This window comes from Streptomyces sp. NBC_01244, from assembly GCF_035987325.1.
Classification (GTDB): Bacteria; Actinomycetota; Actinomycetes; order Streptomycetales; family Streptomycetaceae; genus Streptomyces.
Map to the genome: position 1 here is coordinate 8,050,649 of NZ_CP108488.1, position 13,696 is coordinate 8,064,344.

At 71.9% G+C, this 13,696-nt stretch carries 13 protein-coding genes; 8 read left to right on the forward strand and 5 right to left on the reverse strand.

The window, feature by feature from the left end:
• Positions 1–50 precede the first annotated feature (50 nt).
• The gene (locus tag OG247_RS35820; protein WP_327256119.1) at positions 51–518 is read left to right on the forward strand and encodes an ATP-binding protein; all 468 of its coding nucleotides are present in this window, start codon (positions 51–53) and stop codon (positions 516–518) included.
• Positions 519–535: 17 nt separating this feature from the next.
• On the opposite strand, the gene OG247_RS35825 is transcribed toward OG247_RS35820, so the two are convergent.
• From OG247_RS35825 to OG247_RS35835, 3 genes are all read right to left on the reverse strand, one after another.
• Entirely contained in the window at positions 536–2,176 is a 1,641-nt protein-coding gene (locus tag OG247_RS35825; protein ID WP_327256120.1) for an ABC-F family ATP-binding cassette domain-containing protein, read from the reverse strand.
• A gap of 242 nt (positions 2,177–2,418) precedes the next feature.
• Positions 2,419–2,835: an SsgA family sporulation/cell division regulator gene (locus tag OG247_RS35830; protein ID WP_327256121.1), complete on the reverse strand. Its 417-nt coding sequence runs from the start codon at positions 2,833–2,835 to the stop codon at positions 2,419–2,421.
• A gap of 278 nt (positions 2,836–3,113) precedes the next feature.
• Complete coding sequence (locus tag OG247_RS35835) at positions 3,114–3,413, reverse strand: YciI family protein (RefSeq protein WP_327256122.1); 300 nt, start codon at positions 3,411–3,413, stop codon at positions 3,114–3,116.
• A gap of 26 nt (positions 3,414–3,439) precedes the next feature.
• Here OG247_RS35835 and OG247_RS35840 point away from each other — a divergent pair, with 26 nt between their 5' ends.
• On the forward strand, positions 3,440–4,120 hold the full coding sequence (locus tag OG247_RS35840) for an endonuclease V (RefSeq protein WP_327256123.1): 681 nt from the start codon (positions 3,440–3,442) through the stop codon (positions 4,118–4,120).
• Positions 4,121–4,131: 11 nt separating this feature from the next.
• Here the strand turns inward: OG247_RS35840 and OG247_RS35845 are convergent, their stop codons facing one another.
• On the reverse strand, positions 4,132–5,337 hold the full coding sequence (locus tag OG247_RS35845) for a saccharopine dehydrogenase family protein (RefSeq protein WP_327256124.1): 1,206 nt from the start codon (positions 5,335–5,337) through the stop codon (positions 4,132–4,134).
• A 208-nt stretch (positions 5,338–5,545) separates the two neighbouring features.
• Between OG247_RS35845 and OG247_RS35850 the strand changes: the two genes are divergently transcribed.
• From OG247_RS35850 to OG247_RS35875, 6 genes are all read left to right on the forward strand, one after another.
• Positions 5,546–5,947, forward strand: a complete 402-nt coding sequence (locus OG247_RS35850) for an MmcQ/YjbR family DNA-binding protein (RefSeq protein WP_327256125.1) — start codon at positions 5,546–5,548, stop codon at positions 5,945–5,947.
• A 104-nt stretch (positions 5,948–6,051) separates the two neighbouring features.
• Entirely contained in the window at positions 6,052–7,206 is a 1,155-nt protein-coding gene (locus OG247_RS35855; protein ID WP_327256126.1) for a CaiB/BaiF CoA transferase family protein, read from the forward strand.
• Positions 7,206–8,231: an LLM class F420-dependent oxidoreductase gene (locus tag OG247_RS35860; protein WP_327256127.1), complete on the forward strand. Its 1,026-nt coding sequence runs from the start codon at positions 7,206–7,208 to the stop codon at positions 8,229–8,231. Before OG247_RS35855 ends, OG247_RS35860 begins: the two co-directional genes overlap by 1 nt.
• Before the next feature lie 12 nt (positions 8,232–8,243).
• Entirely contained in the window at positions 8,244–9,386 is a 1,143-nt protein-coding gene (locus OG247_RS35865; RefSeq protein ID WP_327256128.1) for an acyl-CoA dehydrogenase family protein, read from the forward strand.
• Positions 9,387–9,444: 58 nt separating this feature from the next.
• On the forward strand, positions 9,445–10,659 hold the full coding sequence (locus OG247_RS35870; protein ID WP_327256129.1) for an acetyl-CoA C-acetyltransferase: 1,215 nt from the start codon (positions 9,445–9,447) through the stop codon (positions 10,657–10,659).
• 52 nt (positions 10,660–10,711) lie between these two features.
• On the forward strand, positions 10,712–12,883 hold the full coding sequence (locus OG247_RS35875; RefSeq protein ID WP_327256130.1) for a 3-hydroxyacyl-CoA dehydrogenase NAD-binding domain-containing protein: 2,172 nt from the start codon (positions 10,712–10,714) through the stop codon (positions 12,881–12,883).
• 63 nt (positions 12,884–12,946) lie between these two features.
• Here the strand turns inward: OG247_RS35875 and OG247_RS35880 are convergent, their stop codons facing one another.
• Positions 12,947–13,663 carry a maltokinase N-terminal cap-like domain-containing protein gene (locus tag OG247_RS35880; protein WP_327256131.1) on the reverse strand — a complete coding sequence of 239 codons (717 nt, stop codon included), beginning with the start codon at positions 13,661–13,663 and terminating at the stop codon, positions 12,947–12,949.
• Positions 13,664–13,696 lie beyond the last annotated feature (33 nt).

A 13,696-nucleotide genomic window follows, 5' to 3' on the forward strand; every position in this document is an offset into this window, starting at 1 on the left:
ACCACACGGCCATCCACGCATTCAGCACCTCAGCACCTTGGAGCAGCACGATGACGGGCACTCTTCGTGGCCTGCGGTCGGTCCACGAGTTCCGGCAGGCCCCGCCGGGGGCGGAGAAACTCAGCTATTCCATAGGTCTGCCGGGCGGCGCCCACTGTGCGGGCAGCGCCCGTGGCGCCCTGCGGTCCCTGCTCGACCGGCACGGACTGCCCGACCTGTGCGACGCCGCGTCCCTCGCCGCCTCCGAACTCGTGGCCTGTGCCTACCGGTTCACGCCCGACAAGGAGATGGTGCTCAAAGTCCGCTGGCAGTTCGACGCCCTGCGGATCGTCGTCTTCGACCAGCACCCGGCGCACTCCTCGCCCGAGGCGAGCGAGGAGTGCCGGCGCCGGCGCAGCCGCGGGATGTGGCTGCTCGCGGCGGTGGTCGAGTCCTGCGGCGGGGACTGGGGACTCACTCCGGTGCTCACCCCGATGGGGGGCACCAAGTCCTGGGCGTTACTGCCCATGCCGCGCTAACCCGTCAGTCGTGCCCGTCAGTCGTGCCACAGCGACCGGTGGACCTCCTCGGCCGTCGTCGGCCGCAGCCCGTCGTCGAGCAGCAGCCAGCGCGTGATGCCGATGGATTCCAGGAACGGCACGTCGTGGCTCGCCACCACGAGCGCCCCTTCGTAGGAATCCAGCGCACCGGTCAACTGCCGTACGCTCGCCAGGTCCAGGTTGTTGGTCGGCTCGTCCAGCATGAGCAGCTGCGGAGCCGGCTCCGCGAGGAGCAGCGCCGCCAGCGTCGCCCGGAACCGCTCGCCGCCCGACAGCGTGCCGGCCGGCCGGTCCGCCCGCGCACCCCGGAACAGGAAGTGCGCGAGCCGCGCCCGGATCAGGTTGTTCGTCGCGTGCGGGGCGAACCGCGCCACGTTCTCCACGACCGAGCGCTCGTCGTCCAGTACGTCGAGCCGCTGTGGCAGGAACCGGGCCGGGACGTGGGTCACCGACTCGCCCGACAGCGGGGCGAGTTCCCCCGCGATCGTGCGCAGCAGGGTGGTCTTGCCCGAGCCGTTGGCCCCCACCAGCGCGATCCGCTCCGGACCGCGCAGCTCCCACTCGCCCGCCACGGCCCCGCCGTGGACCGGGTGCAACCCGCTCAGGGTGAACACGCGGCGGCCCGGCGGGACCTGGGTGGCGGGCAGTGCGATCCGGATCTCGGCGTCGTCGCGCACCGCCAGCTCCGCCTGGTCGAGGCGTTCCTCGGCCTCGGCCAGCTTCTCGGTGTGCATGATGCGGTGCTTGCCAGCCGACTCCTGCGCCGCACGCTTGCGGGCACCCATGACGATCTTCGGTTCGCGCTTGGACTCGAACATCTTCTGGCCGTACCGCTTGCGCCGGGCCAGTTTCGTGTGCGCCTGCGCCAGTTCGCGCTTCTGTCGCTGTACGTCGCCCTCCGCGGCCCGGACCATCCGCTCGGCCGCCTCCTGCTCGGCCGCGAGCATCTCCTCGTAGTCCGTGAAGTTGCCGCCGTACCAGCGGATTTCGCCTTCGTGCAGGTCGGCGATCTGGTCGACCCGGTCCAGCAGCTCCCGGTCGTGGCTGACCAGGAGCATCACCCCGGACCAGGATTCGACGGCCGAGTAGAGCCGGCGCCGGGCCCGCAGGTCGAGGCTGTTGGTGGGCTCGTCCAGCAGCAGGACGTCCGGACGGCTCAGCAGCAGAGCGGCCAGCCGGAGCAGCACGCACTCTCCGCCCGACAGTTCGCCGGTGGTGCGGTCCAGGCCGATCCGGCCGAGACCGAGCTGGTCGAGCGTGGCGAGGGCCCGCTCCTCCACGTCCCAGTCGTCGCCGACCGCCGCGAAGTTCGCCTCGGTCGCCTCGCCCGCCTCGATGGCGTGCAGGGCGGCCCGGGCGGTGTGGACGCCGAGTGCCTCGTCGACCCGTAGGGCGGTGTCGAAGGTGACCGTCTGCGGAAGGTGGCCGACCGTGCCGGCAACGGCCAACTGGCCGGCGCTCGGGGCAAGTTCCCCCGCGATGAGCTTCAGCAGGGTGGACTTCCCGCAGCCGTTGCGCCCGATCAGGCCGGTACGGCCGGGGCCGACGGTCAACTGGAACCGCTCGAAGGCGGGCGTTCCGTCGGGCCAGTCGAAGGACAGGTCGGAGCAGGTGATGAAGGTGGGAGCAGGACTCATGGAGGCCTCCAGGTTGCGTGAGTGGTGAGTGCAACGCGGGGGAGACAGCGGACCGCGGGTGAGGGCGGTGGTCGGTGTCTCGGACCTCAGAGAAGCAATGTCCTGCTCCGTTTCGACGGCGATGGGGCGTCTACGAAGCTACGGGGCGGCCGGAGCCGCCGGCAAACGGATTAACGAACCAAGGAAGGAAGCGGGAGCGAGGCGACCGGGCCGCGGGAGGGGACCGGATCCGGCGCCGAAATTCAGCAGGAGCCTCGCATCAGATCCGCGAGGCTCTGGTCCATGTCGAGGTACAGGTGTTCCAGGCCCGGCGGCACGATCGTGGAGGCCCGCTCCAGGAAGCGGTGCAGCTCGGCCGTCAGCATCAGCACGATCGCGACCCCCTCGGGGGCGTGGAACTCCACGGTGGTCCGGTCGGCGTCGTACGGGCGCACGCGCACGTCCCCGTAGCCGGAGGGGCGGCCCAGCCCGGACTCCAGCAGCTCGCGGGAGAAGGTCCACGAGACCTCGATGCCCTCCAGGGTCGCGGGCGCGGGGAAGGCCATCCGGACGGCGAAGGGATCCGACCGGTCGTAGCAGAGCGTGACCGGGACGGTGTCGACCTTCGGTGCGGTGGCGACCAGTCGGGCCTGCACGGCCTGCTCGATGACAGTGATCAAGGCTCGCTCCCTTGCGGCGGATCTCGTGCCGGACCGCGGGGTGGGGGCCCGGCAACGGGATAGACGCGCGATTCGGCGAATCCGTGCACGCGAGCCGGAGTGAGCTGTGTCACCGAATGGCCTGAACGCGCCTGTGTGATCGCACAGGGTGACGGGTGGCACGGGCATCCGGGGCTCATCGGCAGGCCTCGGGGGCCTCCCAGTAAGGCTGGTTCCCGCTCACTCCACAGGCCCAAAGCACGCTCCGGACCACCCGCTCAGGGCCTCTGCGCGCCCCGCTACACCGCCGGGTTCTCCCGCACCGTCGCCAGGTCCGAGGACGTCTTCGTCGCGAGGAACTCGGTGATGCGGTAGGCGCAGACCCCCGCCACGGTGAAGGGGTCCTCGGCCGCGATCCTCTCGACCTCCGCGCGGGAGATCCCGCCGGCCAGGATCACGCCCCCGTCGCGCGGGACCTTGCGGCCCGAGGCGAGGAAGATGCCGGCGGCGTAGTAGCCGTCCAGCCAGGCGAGGTGCGCGTCCATCTCCTCTTCGACGGCTTCGACGGGCGCGGTGTAGGTGAGCTCCATGACGAACATGATCGCCAGGCTACTCTCGCACCACTATGACGAGTGCGAAGAACCCCGCCGACGAGGCCGAGGCCAAGGCGATACAGGACGAACTGCGCGACCTGGTCGTCCTGGCCGAAACCGGACCCCCGCCCGGCGAAGGGCTGATCGCCGGTGTGGACGTGGCCTACGACGACGAGCGTGACCTGGTGGCCGCCGCGGCCGTCGTCCTCGACGCCGCGACCCTCGAGGTCGTCGAGGAGGCCACCTCCGTAGGCCGCGTCAGTTTCCCCTACGTCCCCGGGCTGCTCGCCTTCCGTGAGCTGCCGACCGTGCTCGCCGCGCTGGAATCACTGACGGTCACGCCCGGTCTGGTCGTCTGCGACGGCTACGGACTGGCCCATCCGCGCCGCTTCGGGCTCGCCTGCCACCTCGGGGTGGTCACCGGGCTGCCCGCCATCGGCGTCGCGAAGAACCCGTTCACCTTCACCTACGAGGAACCGGGCGCCCGGCGCGGGGACCTCTCCCCGCTCCGCGCGCCCGACGGCGAGGTCGTCGGGCGGGCGCTGCGCACGCAGGACGGGATCAAGCCCGTGTACGTATCGGTGGGCCACCGGGTCTCCCTGGACAACGCCTGCGCGCACGCCCTGGCGCTGAGCCCCCGCTTCCGGATCCCGGAGAGCACCCGGCACGCCGACTCCCTGTGCCGGCGGGCCCTGCGCGAAGCCACGGCCTAGGGCCCGGCGCCTCAGTCGGAGGCCGCCACCCGGAAGCGGATGCCCGCCTTCCGGAGCCGGTCCAGCAGGGCGTCGCCCATCGCCACGGCGGTGGTCAGCTGGCCGGAGAGCTCGGGCAGGGCGTCGTAGGCGAGGCAGAGCGCGGACTCCGCGAACATCTTCGCGGTCTCCCCGTACCCCGGGTCGCCGCCCGATACTTCGGTGAAGACCCGGCGGCCGCCGCCCTCGCCCACGAACCGCACGCTGAACCAGCTGCGCGCCCGCCGCTCCGCGTCCGGGCCCTGGCCCGGCTCCCAGCGGTCCGCGAGCCACCGGCGCACCGGCGGGATCTGCGCCAGGGCGGCCACCCCGCCGACCGCCGCCGTACCGCCCACCGCGACGGGCAGGTGCCGTACGGAGGCGTAGTGCCGGTAGCGGAAGTCCGGGCCGTACCGCTCCAGCGCCGCCGCCGAACGGGCCACGACCTGGACGTCCAGGACGGGCAGCGGCAGGGCCCAGGTGCCGGTCTCCCGGCTGAAGCGCGGTGCGCCCACGGGCACCCGTACCCGCCGGCCCAGCAGCCGCGGCTCGTGCATCCGGCGCGCGCGGGCGGCGGCCAGGTTCTGCGGTCCGCGGCCCAGCGCGGTGAGCACCGTGGTGAAGGTGCCGCCCGAGAACAGGGCGTTGGAGCGCACGAAGGCGTCCACGGTCAGCGGGACCCCGGCCGGCAGTTGGCTGACCGTGAAGTACGCCCCGAGGTCGGCCGGGACGGAGTCGAAGCCGCAGGCGTGCACGATCCGGGCGCCGCTCTCGCGGGCCCGCGCGTCGTGCTCGACGTACATCCGGTCCACGAACTCCGGCTCGCCGGTCAGGTCCAGGTAGTCGGTGCCCGCCGCGGCGCAGGCGGCCACCAGCGGGGCCCCGTACAGGACGTACGGCCCCACGGTAGTGGCCAGCACCCGGGTGGAGGCGGCCAGTTCGCGCGTCGCCGCGGCGTCCTGGGCGTCGGCGCGCAGCAGCGGCAGGTCCGCGCAGCGCGGGTCGAGGGCGGTCAGCCGCTCGCGCAGCCGCTCCAGCTTCGCGAGGTCCCGCCCGGCGAGGGCCCAGCGGCAGTCCGCGGGGGCGTGCGCCGCGAGGTACTCGGCGGTCAGCGACCCCACGAACCCGGTCGCGCCGAAGAGTACGAGGTCGTACTCCCGTTCCGCGGTGCGCGGTTCGTGCCGGACAGCTGCGTTCATCGGGAGCCTCCCAGACGGTGTCGGTGGTGGCTGAGGCTAGCGGGTGGCGGCCGTACGGCGGAAAGCACCCCGGTACCGGCCCCGGTTCCGCCGTCGGCGCACCGTCCGTCGTGCGCCGTGTCGGGCGTCGATTCCTCCGCCCCGGCCGCGGACGGCCTAGCGTGGGGAGGGAGGGACGGTCCGCGCGAGCGGGTGCGGCCTGCGATGAGTGGAGGTTCGCGTGAAGGCTGGGGTGCGCAGGTGGGAGGCGGTCTGGGCGTTCGCCCTGGGGCTGCCGCAGGCGCGGGAGGAGTTTCCCTGGGGTCCTGAGGACTGTGTCGTGAAGGTCAACAAGAAGATCTTCGTCTTCCTCGGGAACACCGACGGCCCCTCGCCCGGGATCTCCGTGAAGCTCAAGGACGAGGCGCTGCACGGTCACGCCATGACCGCGCCCGGAGCGGAGCCGACCGGCTACGGGCTGGGCAAGGCCGGCTGGGTCTCCGTGCCGCTGGGGGAGAAGGGGGCGCCCTCCGCCGAGGTGCTGTGCGAATGGGTGGAGGAGAGCTACCGGACCGTCGCGCTCAAACGGGACCTCAAGGAGCTCGACGCGCGAAACGCCCCAACCGGCTAAGCGCTTGCTCTTGTGCTGAGTGGAACAGGTTCCTAGCATCACTGGTGTTACATCAGTTGTGTCACACAGTGGCGGCAGTGGTGCCACCGGATGCTGGGGGCTCGATGGCAGTGACAGGGAACGCGCCCGGGAGCGGCGGGGGCCCGCTCGCGGGCGTGCGCGTCGTGGAGCTGGCGGGCATCGGGCCCGGCCCGTTCGCCGCCATGCTCCTGGCCGACCTGGGGGCCGACGTGGTGCGCGTCGACCGGCCCGGCGGCGGCGGACTGGCAGTGAACCCGGCCTACGACATCACCAACCGGAACAAGCGCTCCGTCCTCGTCGACCTGAAGTCCGCCGACGGCCCGGCCCGCGTACTGGACCTGGTCGAGCGCGCCGACGTGCTCATCGAGGGCTTCCGCCCCGGGGTCGCCGAACGGCTCGGCGTGGGCCCGGCCGACTGCCACGCCCGCAACCCCCGGCTCGTCTACGGCCGGATGACCGGCTGGGGCCAGGACGGCCCGCTCGCCCACACCGCCGGGCACGACATCGCGTACATCGCCGTCACCGGCGCCCTCGGCATGATCGGCAACCCGGGCGAACCCCCGGCGGTCCCCGCCAACCTGGTCGGCGACTACGCCGGCGGCTCGCTCTACCTCGTCATCGGCGTACTCGCCGCCCTCCAGCACGCCCGCACGCCCGGCGGCACCGGCCAGGTCGTCGACGCGGCCATCGTCGACGGCACCGCCCACCTCACCGCCATGATCCACGGGATGATGGCGGCCGGCGGCTGGCAGGACCGGCGCGGGGCCAACCTCCTCGACGGCGGCTGCCCCTTCTACGGCAGCTACGAGACCTCCGACGGCGGTTACATGGCGGTCGGCGCGCTGGAGCAGCAGTTCTACGACACCTTCGTGGAACTCCTCGGCATCAAGGACCAGGCCCCCGCCCGCAAGGACCTGGCCCGCTGGGGCGAGCTCCGCGAGGCCGTCGCCGCGCGCTTCAAGTCCCGTACCCGAGAGGAGTGGACGGCCGTCTTCGCGGGCACCGACGCCTGCGTGGCGCCCGTGCTCTCCCTGCGCGAGGCCCCGCAGCACCCGCACCTGGCCGCCCGCGGCACCTTCGTCGAGGCCGCCGGGATCACCCAGCCCGCCCCCGCGCCCCGCTTCTCCGCGACCCCGGCCACCGCCGTGGGCGGCCCGGCGTTGCCGGGCGCGCACACGGAGTCGGTGGCGGCCGACTGGGGCGTACCGGGGCTGCTGGGCAAGGAGTCCGGCGCCTGATGGAACTCTCGATGATGCTCGACTACTCCGCGGACCCGCGCCGCGCCGCCGACGCGGCGGCAGAGCTGGAGACGGCCGGGCTCGACGCGGTGTGGGTGGCCGAGGCCTGGGGCTTCGACGCCCCGACGATCATGGGGTACCTGGCCGCCCGGACCGAGCGGATGAAGATCGGCTCGGCCATCCTCAACGTGTACTCGCGCACCCCCGCCCTCATCGCCCAGACGGCGGCCGGCCTGGACGCGATGTCCGGCGGCCGGGCCATGCTCGGCCTGGGGGCGTCGGGCCCGCAGGTGGTCGAGGGCTGGCACGGGAAGCCGTACGACAAGCCCATCGGCCGGACCCGCGAGACCGTCGAGCTGTGCCGCCGCATCTGGCGCCGCGAGACCATCGACCACCACGGCATCACCGACATGCCGCTGCCGCCCGAGAAGGGAGGCCGGCACGGCAAGCCGCTGAAGATGCTGACCCGGCCGGTCCGCGCCGACATCCCCGTCTACGTGGCCTCGCTGGGACCGGCCAACGTGCGGATGACGGCCGAGATCGCCGACGGCTGGCTGCCGACCCTCTTCGTGCCGGAGAAGGCCGGCGCCGTGTGGGGGAGCGCGCTCGCCGAGGGCGCCGCCCTGCGCGCGCCGGAACTCGGCCCGCTGCGGACGGTGGCCGGCGGACTGCTCGCCATCGGCGAGGACGCGGCGGCCCTGAGGGACCTCGCGCGGCCGCAGATCGCCCTGTACGTCGGCGGCATGGGCGCGGTCGGCAAGAACTTCTACAACGACCTGGCCGTCGCCTACGGGTACGAGGAGGAGGCCCGGAAGATCCAGGAGCTCTACCTCTCCGGGCACAAGCGCGATGCCGCGGCCGCCGTACCGGACGAGCTGTGCGAGCTCACCACGCTGTGCGGGCCCGAGGGTTACGTACGCGAGCGCGTCGAGGCCTTCCGGGCCGCCGGGGTGACCATGCTCAACGTCACGCCCGTGGGCCCCGAGCCGGCCCGGCTCGTCGAAACCGTCAAGAACTGGCTCTAGGGGGCCCCTGAAATGAAACGCCAGCTCTTCGACGCCGACCACGAGGCGTTCCGGGAGACCGTCCGCACCTTCCTCACCAAGGAGGTGCTGCCGCACTACGAGCAGTGGGAGAAGGACGGGATCGTCAGCCGCGAGGCCTGGCGGGCCGCCGGCCGGCAGGGCCTGCTGGGCCTGGCCGTCCCGGAGGAGTACGGGGGCGGCGGGAACACCGACTTCCGGTACGCGGCGGTGATCGCCGAGGAGTTCACCCGGGCGGGCGCCGCCGGACTCGCCATCGGCCTGCACAACGACATCATCGGGCCGTACCTGACCTCGCTGGCCACGGAGGAGCAGAAGCGCCGCTGGCTGCCCGGCTTCTGCTCCGGCGAGATCATCACCGCCATCGCGATGACCGAGCCGGGCGCGGGCTCCGACCTCCAGGGCATCCGGACCACCGCCGAGGACGCGGGCGACCACTGGGTGCTGAACGGCTCCAAGACCTTCATCTCCAACGGCATCCTCGCCGACCTGGTGATCGTCGTCGCGAAGACCACCCCCGAGGGCGGGGCGCACGGCATGTCCCTGCTGGTCGTGGAGCGCGGCACCGAGGGCTTCGAGCGCGGCCGCAACCTCGACAAGATCGGGCAGAAGGCGCAGGACACCGCCGAACTGTTCTTCAACGACGTGCGCGTCCCCAAGGAGAACCTGCTCGGCGAGCTGAACGGCGCCTTCGTCCACCTGATGACCAACCTCGCGCAGGAGCGGATGGGCATCGCGATGGCCGGCATCGCCGCCGCCGAGTACCTGCTGGAGATCACCACGCAGTACGTGAAGGAGCGCGAGGCCTTCGGGCGGCCGCTCTCCAAGCTCCAGCACATCCGCTTCGAGATCGCCGAGATGGCCACCGAGTGCGCGGTCACCCGTACCTTCCTCGACCGCTGCATCACCGACCACTCCCACGGGGAACTGGACCACGTCCACGCCTCGATGGCCAAGTGGTGGGCCACCGAACTCCAGAAGCGGGTCGCCGACCGCTGCCTGCAACTGCACGGCGGATACGGATACATGACCGAGTACCGGGTCGCGCGGGCCTTCACCGACGGCCGCATCCAGACCATCTACGGCGGCACGACCGAGATCATGAAGGAGATCATCGGCCGTTCCCTGCTGGGCTGACCTCCCCCTGCCTCCCTTGACCCTCCCCACGCCTCCGCACCCCCGAAAGGCTTGACCAGTGAGCACCGAAGCGTACGTATACGACGCGATCCGCACGCCGCGCGGACGGGGCAAGGCCAATGGCTCCCTGCACGGCACCAAGCCGATCGACCTGGTCGTCGGCCTCATCCACGCCCTGCGCGAGCGCAACCCCGGCCTGGACCCCGCCACCATCGACGACATCGTGCTGGGCGTCGTCAGCCCGGTCGGCGACCAGGGCTCCGACATCGCCCGGGTCGCGGCGATCGCCGCCGGGCTGCCGGACACCGTCGCGGGCGTCCAGGAGAACCGCTTCTGCGCTTCGGGCCTCGAAGCGGTCAACATGGCCGCCGCGAAGGTCCGCTCCGGCTGGGAGGACCTGGTCCTCGCGGGCGGCGTGGAGTCCATGTCCCGCGTCCCGATGGCCTCGGACGGCGGAGCCTGGTTCAACGACCCCATGACCGGCTGGGACACCGACTTCGTCCCGCAGGGCATCGGCGCCGACCTGATCGCCACGATCGAGGGATTCTCCCGGCGCGAGGTGGACGAGTACGCCGCCCTGTCCCAGGAGCGGGCCGCCGCCGCGATCAAGGACGGCCGCTTCGCCAAGTCGATCGTCCCGGTCACCGACCGCAACGGCCTGGTGGTCCTGGACCACGACGAGTTCGTCCGCCCCGGCACCACCGCCGACACCCTCGCCCGGCTGAAGCCCTCCTTCGCCGACATCGGCGAGCTCGGCGGCTTCGACGCCGTCGCGCTGCAGAAGTACCACTGGGTCGAGAAGATCGATCACGTCCACCACGCGGGCAACTCCTCCGGCATCGTCGACGGCGCCTCCCTCGTCGCGATCGGCTCCCGCGAGGCGGGCGAACGCAATGGGCTCACGCCCCGCGCCCGGATCGTCTCGGCCGCAGTCTCCGGCTCCGAGCCCACCATCATGCTCACCGGACCCGCCCCGGCCACCCGCAAGGCCCTCGCCAAGGCCGGCCTGACCATCGACGACATCGACCTGATCGAGATCAACGAGGCCTTCGCCGGCGTCGTGCTCCGCTTCGTCAAGGACATGGGCGTCTCCCTGGACAAGGTCAACGTCAACGGCGGCGCCATCGCGCTCGGCCACCCGCTCGGCGCGACCGGCGCGATGATCCTCGGCACCGTCGTCGACGAACTGGAGCGCCAGGACAAGCGCTACGGCCTCGTCACCCTCTGCGTCGGCGGTGGCATGGGCGTCGCCACCATCGTCGAACGCCTCTGAATCCCGTCCTGCATCCCTGCCCCCCGGACCTTCCGAAACGAAAGCAGTGACCATGAGCGAGTCCACCACGATCCGCTGGGAACAGGACGAGACCGGCGTCGTCACCCTGGTCCTCGACGACCCCAACCAGTCCGCCAACACGATGAACCAGGCCTTCAAGGACTCCATCGCCCGGGTCGCGGACCGCGCCGAGGCCGAGAAGGACTCCATCCGCGGCATCATCTTCGCCTCCGCCAAGAAGACCTTCTTCGCGGGCGGCGACCTGAAGGACATGATCCGGCTGCGCCCCGAGCACGCGCAGCTGGCCTTCGACATCGGCACCGAGATCAAGCGCTCGCTGCGCCGCATCGAGACCCTCGGTAAGCCGGTGGTAGCCGCCATCAACGGCACGGCCCTCGGCGGCGGTTACGAGATCTGCCTGGCCTCCCACCACCGCGTGGCCCTCGACGCACCCGGCTCCAAGATCGGCCTGCCCGAGGTCACCCTCGGCCTGCTCCCGGCCGGCGGCGGCGTCACCCGCACCGTGCGCCTCATGGGCATCGCCGACGCGCTGCTGAAGGTGCTGCTCCAGGGGACCCAGTACAGCCCCCAGCGCGCCCTGGACAACGGCCTGGTGCACGAACTGGCCGCCACGCCCGAGGAGATGCTCGCCAAGGCGCACGCCTTCATCGACGCGAACCCGGAGTCGAAGCAGCCGTGGGACGTCCCCGGCTACAAGATCCCGGGCGGCACTCCGTCCAACCCGCGGTTCGCCGCCAACCTCCCGGCCTTCCCGGCCAACTTGAAGAAGCAGCTGAACGGGGCCCCGTACCCGGCCCCGCGCAACATCCTGGCCTGCGCCGTCGAAGGCGCCCAGGTGGACTTCGAGACCGCACTGACCATCGAGGCCCGCTACTTCACCGAGCTGGTCACCGGGCAGACCGCCAAGAACATGATCCAGGCGTTCTTCTTCGACCTCCAGGCCGTCAACGCCGGCCGCAGCCGCCCGCAGGGCGTGCCACCCCGCAAGGTCACCAAGGTGGCCGTCCTCGGCGCCGGCATGATGGGCGCGGGCATCGCCTACTCCTGCGCCCGCGCGGGCATCGAGGTGGTACTGAAGGACGTCACCCCCGAGGCCGCCGCCAAGGGCAAGGCGTACTCCGAGAAGCTGCTCGACAAGGCCCTGTCCCGGGGCCGCACGACGGAGGCCAAGCGGGCCGAGCTGCTCGCCCGGATCACCCCGACCGCCGAGCCCGCCGACCTCGCGGGCTGCGACGCCGTCATCGAGGCCGTCTTCGAGGACACCACCCTCAAGCACAAGGTGTTCCAGGAGATCCAGGAGTTCCTGACTCCCGACGCGCTCCTCTGCTCGAACACCTCCACGCTGCCCATCACGGGCCTCGCGGAAGGGGTTTCGCGGCCCGCGGACTTCATCGGACTGCACTTCTTCTCGCCCGTGGACAAGATGCCGCTGGTCGAGATCATCAAGGGCGAGCGCACCGGCGACGAGGCCATCGCCCGCGCCTTCGACCTCGTACGGCAGATCAACAAGACGCCGATCGTGGTCAACGACTCGCGCGGGTTCTTCACTTCGCGGGTCATCGGCCAGTTCATCAACGAGGGCGTCGCCATGGTCGGCGAGGGCATCGAGCCCGCCTCCATCGAGCAGGCAGCCGCCCAGGCCGGGTACCCGGCCAAGGTGCTCTCCCTGATGGACGAGCTGACCCTCACGCTGCCCCGCAAGATCCGCAACGAGACCCGCAAGGCCTTCGAGGCCGAGGGCCGGGACTGGCCGGAGCACCCGGCCGACACCGTCATCGACCGGATGGTCGACGAGTTCGGCCGCCCCGGGCGCAGCGGCGGCGGCGGGTTCTACGCGTACGACGAGAACGGCAAGCGCGCCGGGATCTGGCCGGGGCTGCGGGAGCACTTCACCAAGGACGGGTACCGGATCCCCTTCGAAGACATGAAGGAGCGGATGCTCTTCTCCGAGGCGCTGGACACCGTCCGCTGTTTCGACGAGGGGGTCCTGACCTCGTACGCCGACGCCAACATCGGCTCCATCATGGGCATCGGCTTCCCGGCCTGGACCGGCGGCGTGATCCAGTACATCAACGGCTACGAGGGCGGCCTCGCCGGCTTCGCGGCCCGCGCCCGCGAGCTGGCCGAGCAGTACGGCGAGCGCTTCGCCCCGCCCGCCTCCCTGGTGGCGAAGGCCGAGCGGGGAGAGGCGTACGCGGACTGAGCGGTGACCGGCGCGAGGTCCCGGGGCTCCGGGACCTCACGTGCGGTGCGGGCGCGTTACGGGTCAGGCGGCGCCGCGCGCGGGGCCGCGCAGCGTCGCGAACGTGCCCCGGTGCGCGGAGCCGTCCGGGGTGGTCCAGCCGGCGGTGATCCGGCCGGTGACGCCGGCCGCGATGCAGGCGTCCTCCCGCGCGTCTTCGGGCCGCAGGACGCGCGTCACGCTCAGCACTGGCGGCGTCCCGGGGGTCCTGGGGGGCCCGGCCACCCGGGCGCCCGTCACGACGACGTCCGTGCCCCGCACGGTGTCCGAGGTCTCCAGACCCTCGCGGGAGAGCACGGTCGCGAGCTCCGGTCCGGCGAACAGCGCCGTGACGGAGGGGTCGGGCGCATCGCTGTCGCACTGGTCCTGCGCCACCGCACGGCCCTGGATCAGGGCGAGCAACTGGCCCACGAGCACCGGGTCGTGGGCGCCGTCGTAGATCCAGCGGGTGCCGAGCACCCCGTGCTCGGAGGTGCCCACCAGAGCGGCCGCGGCCCCGTCGAGCGGGGCTCCGCGGTAGGTCAGCGGCACGAGGTAGGAGGTTTCCCGGCCGCCCGAGTGGTCGGTGAGCACCATGAACTCGATGCCGACCTCACCCTCGGGGTCGTCGAGGCGGAACCCGCCCGAGCGGTCGAGCTCGGGGGCGTGCCCGGTGGACGCGTACCACGGCCGCGTCGGGAGCCAGGCAGTCAGAAGCTCCGTCTTACCGGGCTTCATGGTGGTCTTGTAGATCATCGCCATGGCCTGAATCTACCCGGACCCCGAGGGCGCCCC

Bases quoted from the DNA above. Each gene is read 5' to 3' on its own strand.
- OG247_RS35820 (WP_327256119.1), top strand. From the start codon at position 51: ATGACGGGCACTCTTCGTGGCCTGCGGTCGGTCCACGAGTTCCGGCAG.
- OG247_RS35825 (WP_327256120.1), bottom strand. From the start codon at position 2,176: ATGAGTCCTGCTCCCACCTTCATCACCTGCTCCGACCTGTCCTTCGAC.
- OG247_RS35835 (WP_327256122.1), bottom strand. From the start codon at position 3,413: ATGTTCGTCATGGAGCTCACCTACACCGCGCCCGTCGAAGCCGTCGAA.
- OG247_RS35840 (WP_327256123.1), top strand. From the start codon at position 3,440: ATGACGAGTGCGAAGAACCCCGCCGACGAGGCCGAGGCCAAGGCGATA.
- OG247_RS35845 (WP_327256124.1), bottom strand. From the start codon at position 5,337: ATGAACGCAGCTGTCCGGCACGAACCGCGCACCGCGGAACGGGAGTAC.
- OG247_RS35855 (WP_327256126.1), top strand. From the start codon at position 6,052: ATGGCAGTGACAGGGAACGCGCCCGGGAGCGGCGGGGGCCCGCTCGCG.
- OG247_RS35860 (WP_327256127.1), top strand. From the start codon at position 7,206: ATGGAACTCTCGATGATGCTCGACTACTCCGCGGACCCGCGCCGCGCC.
- OG247_RS35865 (WP_327256128.1), top strand. From the start codon at position 8,244: ATGAAACGCCAGCTCTTCGACGCCGACCACGAGGCGTTCCGGGAGACC.
- OG247_RS35875 (WP_327256130.1), top strand. From the start codon at position 10,712: ATGAGCGAGTCCACCACGATCCGCTGGGAACAGGACGAGACCGGCGTC.
- OG247_RS35880 (WP_327256131.1), bottom strand. From the start codon at position 13,663: ATGGCGATGATCTACAAGACCACCATGAAGCCCGGTAAGACGGAGCTT.